The organism is Deltaproteobacteria bacterium (assembly GCA_016875225.1).
Taxonomy (GTDB): domain Bacteria; phylum Myxococcota_A; class UBA9160; order SZUA-336; family SZUA-336; genus VGRW01.
Genome location: VGRW01000035.1, coordinates 26,502 through 35,676, shown reverse-complemented (window position 1 = coordinate 35,676; position 9,175 = coordinate 26,502). Strand labels below are relative to the sequence as shown.

Here is a 9,175-nt window from a genome sequence, read left to right as displayed (position 1 = left end):
AGACGATCAACGGTCTCTACAAGACCGAGGTCATTCGGCGCAACGGTCCGTGGAGGAACATCGAACAGGTCGAGTTCGCGACACTGGAGTGGGTCGACTGGTGGAATAACCGTCGGCTGCTCAGCTCAATCGGGGACATCCCGCCCGTCGAGCTCGAGGCGAAGTACTATGCGGGACGAGAAGAAGCTCCGGTCATGGAGGCCGGACTCAACTAATCGAGTCTCCGGGGAACCCGGGGTGGTTCACCGAGCTCGCGCGCGTAGCCCGGAGTGAGCACCGAGTCCGATGCGCCCGTGTCGAGCAGGAGCCGGAACGGGCGCTTGCCTTCGGGCGCAAGGTCGATGAAGACGCGGTTCGTCTCCGAGTGAGTCAGGAACGGAACCTCGCCGACCAAGGCATCGGCCGGGGGCTCCGCCTGCGCGCTCGCACTCGCCGCGGCAAGACACGCGAGCGCGAGAGTCAGGGTCACGAGGCAGCGGCGCTTCATCCGCACGAGCTTACGCGATGCTCGCGGGAAGGGGTCGCTTTTTTCCGGCTTACCTCCGAGTCGAGTGGCCGATGCGCAGCAGGTGGCCGTTCGGATCGCGGATGCTGAACTCGCGCATGCCCCAGGGCTTGGACGAGATGGGCTCTTCGATCGGGACGTCGTGCTCGCGGCAGACGGCGTAGACGAAGTCGGCATCGTCGACGAGTACGCAGCAGGTCGCGGGGGGGCGCGGCTCGGGGGTCTTCGCGAAGAAGAGCTCGGCGCCGTTCGCGCGCACGGCGCCGAAGCCGTCGCCGCGGGTCCAGGCGATCTCGAGGCCCAGCATGTCGCGGTACCAGGTCTGGGTCGCGGCGACGTCCGCGACCGGGAGCTGGGGAATCACCGTGCGCCACATGGGTTCGGTATCGGCCGATCGCGCGCGCGGGCTAGAGCGCGCCGGGCGGAACCGCGATCCGTGTCGGCACGCCCTGCCGCTCGATCAGGACTTCTCCGCCAGCGCTCGGGTCGAGCGCGCGCAGCGCGTCGAACGCGCGCGAGCCCTGGGCGAGCTTCACGCCCGCGACCGAGACCACCACGTCGCCGCTGCGCAGGCCGATGCGCTCGAGCGCGCTGTCGGGGCGCACGTCCAGCAGCGCCAATCCATGCAGCGCTCCGCTCGCGTCCTGCACCGGCGCGTAGCGCGCCTGGCCCGAGAGCGACGCGAGCAGCGCGTCCGGGCTCGCGGGTTCGGATGCGGAGCGACCCGGCTGCCGCGCGTCGCGGGCGGACACAGCTCGCGCGCGTGCGTGTGGCACGGCGCGCCGGAGCATCGGTTCGCGCTCGTCGCGCGAATCCGCGCTCGCGCCGGACTCGGGCGCCCAGACGGCGGCGCTCGCTCGGCCGCTCGCGGAGGGCGCGACCCGGCCCGAGAGCGCGAGCACCACGCCGTCCTTGTGGATCTCCCGCAACTGCGCTCCGCCGACGTCGTCACCCGCGCGAAGCACAGAGGCCTTGCCCGCGCTCTCGATCACCGCGATCGAGCGCTCGGGCTGCGCGGCGACGACCGTGCCGACTAGGTGCAGGGGAAGCGTGGTCTCGGGCAGCGCCGGATCCGCGACCGCGCGCGAGGCGCAGAGCAGCGCGGCGACCAGCGCGAGCGCGAGCTCACGCGCCATCGCTGGGATCCTTCCCGAGAGCGTCGACGAGCGAGTCGACCGTGATCAGCTCGGGCAGCTCCCGCGGCGAGTCGGGCGCGGACGGGAACCAGAGCACGTAGAGCGGAACGCCGGCGCGGCCGAAGCGCGCGAGCTCCAGGCGGATCGCCTCGTCGCGACGCGTCCAGTCCGCCTTCAACACCGCAAAGCGTCGGCGCGCGAGCGCGGCCTTCACCCGCTCGCTCGCCAGCACGAGTCGCTCGTTCGCCTTGCAGGTGAGACACCAGTCGGCGGTGAACTCGACGAAGACCGGGCGGCCGTCGCGAAGCTCCGTCGCCACCGCCTCGGGCGAGTAGGACGACGGACCGGCGGCCGCACGCTCCTGGGACAGCGGGCGAAGCCCGACCGGCGCAAGCAGCGCCACGCAAGCCGCCAGAGCGAGCCCGCGGCCGCCGCGCTCGGACTGCTGCAGCGCGCCGAAGACCCACGCCGCGAACGCCAGCGCCACCATGCAGCCCAGCGCCGCCGCGAGCGCGTCGACTCCCGAGAGGCGGCCGAAGATCCAGAGCAGCCAGGCGGCGCTCGAAAGCAGCGCAAAGCCGAGCACCACGCGAAGCCGCGCCATCCACGCGCCGGAGCGCGGCAGGAAGCGCGCGAGCCCGGGAGCCAGCGCCACGAGCGCGAGCGGAAGCGCGAGCCCGATCCCGAGCGCGGCGAAGATCGCGAGTGTCTCGGGCGCGCGGCTCGCGAACGCGACGCCGACGGCGGTGCCGAGAAACGGCGCCGAGCACGGCGTGGCGAGCGCCACGGCGAGCAGGCCATCCAGGAACGAGCGGCTCGCGCCCGCCGCGCCCGCGCCGACGCTCGCAAGACCCGCCGGCGCGGCGACTTCGAAGACGCCGAAGAGGTTCAGCGCCAGCACGACCAGGAGCCCCGCGACCGCGAGCGGGTAGGCGGGCTCCTGGAACTGGAAGCCCCAGCCGACCGCGGTGCCGCCCGCGCGAAGCGCGATCACCACGAGCGCCAGCGCGAGCATCGAGACCAGAACACCTGCGACGTAGCCCGCCCCGTGCGCGAGAACTTCGCGCCGGCCGCGACCCGCGAGATCGGCGAGCGCGAAGGCCTTGAGCGCGAGCACCGGCAGCACGCACGGCATCAGGTTGAGCAGGAGACCCCCGAGCAGCGCGAGCGCGAGCACGCGCGGAAACGGCAGGCCTGCCTGCGCAGCGCCACCGAGCGCCGGCGCGAGATCGCGCGAGAGCGCGAGGGTTCCCGGGACGCAGACGTTGCTGCAGGCCAGGAAGCGCACGTCGACTCGCGCCATTCTCGCGCCGTCGCGCCAGGGTCCGAGCGCGACCGGGCTCGAGAGAACCACGCGGCCGGCGTAGCCGAAGCTCGTGACGCCGGCCTCGGCGTCGGCGAACGGCTCGGGGTCTGGGTACTCGGTCGGCCCGACGCTTCCGCCGTCGATCTTCCAGTCGAGCCTCGTCGGCAGGCCGACGTCCCCGACCTCTTCACCGTAGATGTGCCAGCCCGGATCGATCTCGAGCCGCACGCCCAAACGCGGCGAAGCGCCGCTCTCGAACTCGATCTCGCCGCGAACCGGAAGCGGCTCGGGTGCGGCGCGGCCGGCCGCGGGTGTCGTGCACACCAGCGCCAATGCCGCCCCGCCGAGCCACCGCTTCGTTCCCATCTAGAAGAGCTTCGGCGCGCGGCGCGCTCCGGGCTGTGATTCACGACCCGGAAGCGGAGCGGCAACTCGCCCCCGGAGGTGCCCGAGCCGCGAGTGATTGGTACCCTCGCGCCCGGTCTTCCGGGGGAGTCTCGTTGCCCGCAATCGAACCCGTTCCGCCCACCGAGCTCGCCGAGCGGCGGCGCGCGCTCCAGAGCCAGCTCGGCGAGGGCGTGGCGCTCGTTCCCGGCGGGCGTTCGCGCACGCGGTCGCACGACACGGACTACGTGTTCCGGCAGGACTCGGACCTCTGGTATCTGACGGGCTTCGAGCAGGCCGAGGCGGTCGCGGTGCTCTCCAAGGACCGCTTCGTCTTCTTCGTGCAGCCGCGCGATCCGCTGCTCGAGACCTGGAACGGGCGTCGGCCGGGGGTCGAGGGCGCGGTCGCGAGCTTCGGCGCGGACGAGGCGTACCCGATCGGCGAGCTCGCCGCGCGGCTTCCGGGTCTGATCGAGAACCGCCCGCGGCTGTACCACACGTTCGGACACGACCGCGAGCTCGACGAGCGCGTGATCGCGGCGCTCGCGGACGTGCGCGGGCGCGCGCGCCGCGGCGTGTCGGCGCCGTCGGAGGTGATCTCGCCGCACGATCGGATCCACGAGATGCGGCTGCGCAAGTCGCCGCGCGAGCTCGCGCTGATGCGCGCCGCAGCGGTGATCTCGCGCGAGGCGCACCAGGCGGCCGCGCGGCTCGCGCAGCCCGGCGCGCGCGAGTACGAGCTCGAGGCCGCGCTGCTGCACGTGTTCCGAAGGCGCGGCGGCTCGGGTCCGGCGTACAGCCCGATCGTCGGCTCGGGCGAGAACGCGACCGTGCTGCACTACGTCGAGAACCGCGACGCGCTTCGCGAGGGAGAGCTGGTGCTGATCGACGCGGGCGTGGAGCTGCACGGCTACGCCTCCGACGTGACGCGCACATACCCGGTCGGCGGCCGGTTCAGCGGCGCGGCGCGCGACGTGTACCAGGCGGTGCTCTCCGCGCAGGCCGCGGCGTTCGCCGCGATCGCGCCCGGAGTCACGCTGCCGCAGATGCACGCCGCGGCCCTGCGCGAGCTGGTGGTCGGCCTGGTCGCGCTCGGCGCGCTCTCGGGCGACGTCGACGAGCTGATCCAGACCGAGGCCTACAAGCCCTTCTACATGCACACGACCGGACACCTGCTCGGCCTCGACGTGCACGACGTGGGCCGCACCTTCGTCGACGGCAAGCCGCGCGCGCTCGAGCCGGGCATCTGCTTCACGATCGAGCCCGGGCTGTACTTCAGCCGGACCGAGCCGAAGACGCCCGAGCACCTGCGCGGGATCGGCGTGCGAATCGAGGACGACGTGGTCCTTTCCGAGAGCGGATTCGAGAACCTGACCGCCGCGATCCCGAAAGAGATCGCGGACGTCGAAGCATGGATGAGGAGCTAGGCGAGTTCATGGCGGACGCGAATTCCATCGAGACGACCCTGAAGGAGAAGCGCCGCTTCAAGCCCGACCCGGCCTTCGCAAAGCGCGCGAACGTCCCCGGGCAGGCCGCCTACAAGAAGCTGGTGCGCGAGGCCGAGAAGACCCCCGAGAAGTTCTGGGCGCGGATGGCCAAGCAGCACGTGTCGTGGTTCTCGCCCTGGAAGAAGACGCTGGAGTGGAAGCCGCCGTTCGCGAAGTGGTTCATCGGCGGCAAGACCAACGTCAGCTACAACTGCCTCGACCGGCATCTGGAAGGCCCGAACGCCTGGCGGCGCAACAAGGCCGCGATCATCTGGGAGGGCGAGCCCGGCGACAGCCGCACGCTCACCTACGGCGATCTGCACCGCGAGGTGTGCAAGTTCGCCAACGTGCTGCTCGCGCGCGGCATCGAGAAGGGCGACCGGGTGGTGCTGTACATGCCGCTGGTGCCGGAGCTCGCGATCGCGATGCTCGCCTGCGCGCGGATCGGCGCGATCCACTCGATCATCTTCGGCGGCTTCTCGGCCGACTCGGTGCGCGACCGGATCAACGACGCCGAGGCGCGCCTGGTGGTGACCGCCGACGGCGGATGGCGCCGCGGCCAGATCGTGCCGCTGAAGTCGCTGGTCGACGAGGCGCTCGCGGGCACGCGCACCGTCGAGGGCGTGATCGTGCTGCGCCGCACCGGCCAGGACATCCTGATGAAGGAGGGCCGCGACGCCTGGTGGCACGACGAGATGGCCGAGGCCGCGGCCGAGTGCAAGCCGGCCAAGCTCGACGCCGAGACGCCTCTCTTCATCCTGTACACCAGCGGCTCGACCGGGAAGCCCAAGGGCGTGCTGCACACGACCGGCGGCTACCTGACCCACGTGACGGCCACCGCGAAGTACATCTTCGACCTGAAGGAAGACGACACCTACTGGTGTACGGCCGACATCGGCTGGATCACCGGGCACTCGTACGTCGTCTACGGGCCGCTCGCCAACGGCGCGACCACGGTCATGTACGAGGGCGCGCCGAACTGGCCCGACGTCGAGCGCTTCTGGCGCATCATCGACAAGTACCGTGTCACGATCTTCTACACCGCGCCGACGGCGATCCGCACCTTCATGCGCTGGGGGGACGTGCACCCCAAGAAGTACTCGCTCGCGAGCCTGCGCCTGCTCGGCACGGTCGGCGAGCCGATCAATCCCGAGGCGTGGATGTGGTACCGGCGCACGATCGGCAAGAACCGCTGCCCGATCGTCGACACCTGGTGGCAGACGGAGACCGGCGGGATCCTGATCTCGCCGATCCCGGGCGCGGTGACGACCATGCCGGGCTCCGCGACGCTGCCGTTCCCGGGAATCTCGGCCGAGGTCTGGAACGAGGCGGGCGAGCCGGTCGGCGCGAACGAGGGCGGCTTCCTGGTGCTGACCAGGCCCTGGCCGGGGATGCTGCGCGGGATCTGGGGCGACTCGGCGCGCTTCCGCGAGCAGTACTTCTCGAAGTACCCGAACACCTACTTCACCGGCGACGGCGCGCGGCGCGACAAGGACGGCTACTTCTGGATCGTCGGGCGCGTGGACGACGTGATGAACGTGGCCGGGCACCGGCTCTCGACGATGGAGGTCGAGAGCGCGCTGGTCTCGCACCCCAAGGTCGCCGAGGCCGCGGTGGTGGGCCGGGCCGACGAGATCAAGGGCACCGCGGTGGTCTGCTTCGTGACACTGAAGAGTGGCACCACGGTCGAGCCGGGCCTCGTCGCAGAGCTCAAGAACTGGGTGGCCAAGGAGATCGGCCCGATCGCGCGCCCCGACGACGTGCGCTTCGCCGACGCGCTGCCCAAGACGCGCTCCGGGAAGATCATGCGCCGGCTGCTGCGCGACGTCGCGGCCGGCCGCGAGACGGCCGGCGACACGACCACGCTCGAGGATCTGTCGGTGCTCGCGCGGCTGCGCGCGTCCGACGAGGAATGACGACCCCGCTCTCGCGGGGATCAGGAGGGATCTGAATGCGAGTCGTCCGACTCATCGTGCTTCTGCTGCTCTTCGCGGGCGGCTATCTGGTGTACACGCGCGTGGAGCGCACGCCACCGGTGATCGCGACGCGCACTGCTTCAGCCTTCGCCGGCGCGAGCTACGAGCACGAGTTCCGCCTCTCGGACGAGGGCATGGGCCTGCGCTCCGCGAAGGTCACGCTTCGCGTGGGCGGAGAGGAATGGGGCCTCGCGGAAGAAGCGTACCCGGGCAACCCCGTCCTGGGCGCGAGCCTGGACATCGAGCGGCCGATCAAGGTCGTGGTGAACGCGAAGGAGCTCGGCATCGCCGACGGGCCGGCCACGCTGATCGTCGAGGCGAGCGACTACTCCTGGATGGGCAACAAGAGCGATCCCTCGATCCCGCTCACGATCGACACCCAGCCACCGCGCGCGTCGCTCCTCACCGGGCTCACCTACGTGCGAAAAGGCGGCTCGGAGCTCGCGATCTACACCGTCGAGGAGGGCGTCGAGAAGAGCGGCATCGCCGTGGGCGAGCGCTTCTTCCCCGGCTTCGTCGATTCGCGGGACAAGAAGCGGCGCCTCGCCTTCTACGCGATCCCGTCCGACGCAGCCGACGGCGCGAAGCCGATCCTCGTCGCGCAGGACCGCGCGGGAAACGAGACCCGGATCGCGCTGGTCGCGAACGTGATGGAGCGCGGCTTCCCGGAGGACACGATCACGCTCTCGGACTCGTTCATGCAGAGCAAGGTGGCCGAGCTGCTCGGCTCGTTCAGGGGCACGCCGCTCGAGGGCTATCTGAAGATCAACCGCGAGATGCGCCAGGAGAACGGCGAGAAGCTGGTCGAGATCACCTCGAGCTCCAGCCCGGATCGGATCTGGTCCGGCGCGTTCGCGCAGATGCCGAACGCGCACGCGGGAGCGAAGTTCGCCGAGCGACGCAACTACGTGTACAACGGCGAGGTCGTCGATCAGCAGACCCACATGGGCTACGACTTCGCCTCGACCTCGCACGACGCGATTCCGGCCGCGAACGACGGCGTGGTCGTCTTCGCGGGGCCGCTCGGCATCTACGGCAACACGGTGATCGTCGATCACGGGCTCGGGCTGTTCAGCCTGTACGGGCACCTCTCCGAGATCTCGGCAGAGAAGGGCCGCCCGGTGGCGAAGGGCGAGTCCCTGGGCAAGAGCGGCACCACGGGGCTCGCAGGCGGCGACCACCTGCACTTCGCGATGATCCTCGGCGGGCACTTCGTGGACCCGCTGGAGTGGTTCGACCCGAAGTGGATCGCCGAGCACATCGAGGGCAAGCTCGAGGCCGCAGCCGCCGTGCCCTGAGGCGCGCCATGGCCGCCGAGATCGAGCGCGCCCGGCGCGACACCATTCGGCGACGGCTGATCGACTGGTACCGGGTCGCGCGCCGGGACCTGCCCTGGCGGCGCAGCTCCGACCCGTACCGGATCTGGCTCTCCGAGACGATGCTGCAGCAGACGCGCGTCGAGACGGCGATCCCGTACTACGAGCGCTTCCTCGCGGCGTTTCCGGATCTGGCCGCGCTCGCGTCCGCCGACGAGGAGGACGTGCTGCGCCTCTGGGCGGGGCTCGGCTACTACGCGCGCGCGCGGAACCTGCGCCGCGCCGCACAGGCGGTGGTGCGCGAGCACGGCGGCCGTGTTCCGCGCTCCGCAGAGGCGCTGGCGGCGCTGCCCGGCGTCGGCCCCTACACCGCGGGCGCGCTGCGCAGCATCGCCTTCAAGGAGCCCGCGGCGATCGTCGACGGAAACGTGCGCCGCGTGCTCGCTCGCCTGTTCGCGCGCGAGAAGATCGCCGACGCCGAAGCGTGGCGGCTCGCACGCGAGCTCGTGCCCGAGCGCGACCCCGACCTGTGGAACCAGGCGCTGATGGAGCTCGGCGCGACCGTCTGCACGCCGCGACAGCCGCGTTGCCCCGCTTGCCCGCTCGGGTCGCTCTGCCAGGCGGTTTCGACCGGCCGGCCCGAGGCGTTTCCCGCCCCGAAGCCGAAGGCCCGGCCGCGCGAGCAGCGGGCGCTTGCGGGCGTGCTGCTCCGGCGCGGGCGCGTGCTGCTTCTGCGCCGCCCCCCGCGCGGTCTCCTCGGCGGTCTCTGGGAGCTGCCGAACGTCGCCGATTCGCCGGCTAGCGCGCTGGTCGAGCTGGTGCGCGAGCGCGCGGGGATCGCGGTCGCGCCCGGCGCCGCCCTCGGAAGCGTCCGGCACGCGTTCAGCCACATCGATCTCCGGCTCGAGCTCGTCGCGCTGGAAGACCGCGGCGGACGGCTCGCGACCCGCGCGCGCGCGGACGCGAAGCTCTGCGGAAAGGCCGACGCGGCGCGGCTTCCGCTCTCGGCGCTGATGAAGAAAGTCCTGGCGCTCTCGCGTCCATCCTGGTGAGCTTCTCGAGGGG

The 9,175-nt window shown here is 71.4% G+C and carries 9 protein-coding genes; 5 read left to right on the top strand and 4 right to left on the bottom strand.

The annotated features are described in order from the left end of the window. The coding region (locus FJ108_10295; GenBank protein MBM4336287.1) for an IS3 family transposase at positions 1-215 on the top strand (215 nt) is incomplete at its 5' end. Here the strand turns inward: FJ108_10295 and FJ108_10290 are convergent. From FJ108_10290 to FJ108_10275, 4 genes are read right to left on the bottom strand one after another with little or no spacing between them, the layout of a single operon-like run. Continuing rightward, the gene (locus tag FJ108_10290) at positions 212-487 is read right to left on the bottom strand and encodes a hypothetical protein (protein MBM4336286.1); all 276 of its coding nucleotides are present in this window, start codon (positions 485-487) and stop codon (positions 212-214) included. The two genes, FJ108_10295 and FJ108_10290, sit on opposite strands and share 4 nt — an antisense overlap. A gap of 49 nt (positions 488-536) precedes the next feature. Then, on the bottom strand, positions 537-881 hold the full coding sequence (locus tag FJ108_10285; GenBank protein MBM4336285.1) for a VOC family protein: 345 nt from the start codon (positions 879-881) through the stop codon (positions 537-539). Positions 882-912: 31 nt separating this feature from the next. Beyond that, a complete protein-coding gene (locus FJ108_10280) occupies positions 913-1,641 on the bottom strand; it encodes a hypothetical protein (protein ID MBM4336284.1) in 729 nt (242 codons plus the stop codon). Next, positions 1,631-3,313 carry a hypothetical protein gene (locus FJ108_10275; GenBank protein ID MBM4336283.1) on the bottom strand — a complete coding sequence of 561 codons (1,683 nt, stop codon included), beginning with the start codon at positions 3,311-3,313 and terminating at the stop codon, positions 1,631-1,633. Before FJ108_10275 ends, FJ108_10280 begins: the two co-directional genes overlap by 11 nt. 143 nt (positions 3,314-3,456) lie before the next feature. Between FJ108_10275 and FJ108_10270 the strand changes: the two genes are divergently transcribed. The 4 genes from FJ108_10270 to mutY are packed head-to-tail and all read left to right on the top strand — an operon-like array spanning position 3,457 to position 9,162. Next, positions 3,457-4,758: a M24 family metallopeptidase gene (locus FJ108_10270; GenBank protein MBM4336282.1), complete on the top strand. Its 1,302-nt coding sequence runs from the start codon at positions 3,457-3,459 to the stop codon at positions 4,756-4,758. An 8-nt stretch (positions 4,759-4,766) separates the two neighbouring features. Further along, the gene (acs, locus tag FJ108_10265; protein MBM4336281.1) at positions 4,767-6,734 is read left to right on the top strand and encodes an acetate--CoA ligase; all 1,968 of its coding nucleotides are present in this window, start codon (positions 4,767-4,769) and stop codon (positions 6,732-6,734) included. Between the two features lie 35 nt (positions 6,735-6,769). Then, positions 6,770-8,092 (top strand): M23 family metallopeptidase, encoded by a 1,323-nt coding sequence (locus FJ108_10260; protein ID MBM4336280.1) that lies wholly within the window; start codon positions 6,770-6,772, stop codon positions 8,090-8,092. An 8-nt stretch (positions 8,093-8,100) separates the two neighbouring features. Then, entirely contained in the window at positions 8,101-9,162 is a 1,062-nt protein-coding gene (mutY, locus tag FJ108_10255) for an A/G-specific adenine glycosylase (protein MBM4336279.1), read from the top strand. Positions 9,163-9,175: the final 13 nt, after the last annotated feature.

Excerpts from the sequence above, each read along its gene's own strand:
- FJ108_10290 (MBM4336286.1), bottom strand. The coding sequence starts at position 487 with ATGAAGCGCCGCTGCCTCGTGACCCTGACTCTCGCGCTCGCGTGTCTT.
- FJ108_10285 (MBM4336285.1), bottom strand. The coding sequence starts at position 881 with ATGTGGCGCACGGTGATTCCCCAGCTCCCGGTCGCGGACGTCGCCGCG.
- FJ108_10280 (MBM4336284.1), bottom strand. The coding sequence starts at position 1,641 with ATGGCGCGTGAGCTCGCGCTCGCGCTGGTCGCCGCGCTGCTCTGCGCC.
- FJ108_10275 (MBM4336283.1), bottom strand. The coding sequence starts at position 3,313 with ATGGGAACGAAGCGGTGGCTCGGCGGGGCGGCATTGGCGCTGGTGTGC.
- acs (MBM4336281.1), top strand. The coding sequence starts at position 4,767 with ATGGCGGACGCGAATTCCATCGAGACGACCCTGAAGGAGAAGCGCCGC.
- FJ108_10260 (MBM4336280.1), top strand. The coding sequence starts at position 6,770 with ATGCGAGTCGTCCGACTCATCGTGCTTCTGCTGCTCTTCGCGGGCGGC.
- mutY (MBM4336279.1), top strand. The coding sequence starts at position 8,101 with ATGGCCGCCGAGATCGAGCGCGCCCGGCGCGACACCATTCGGCGACGG.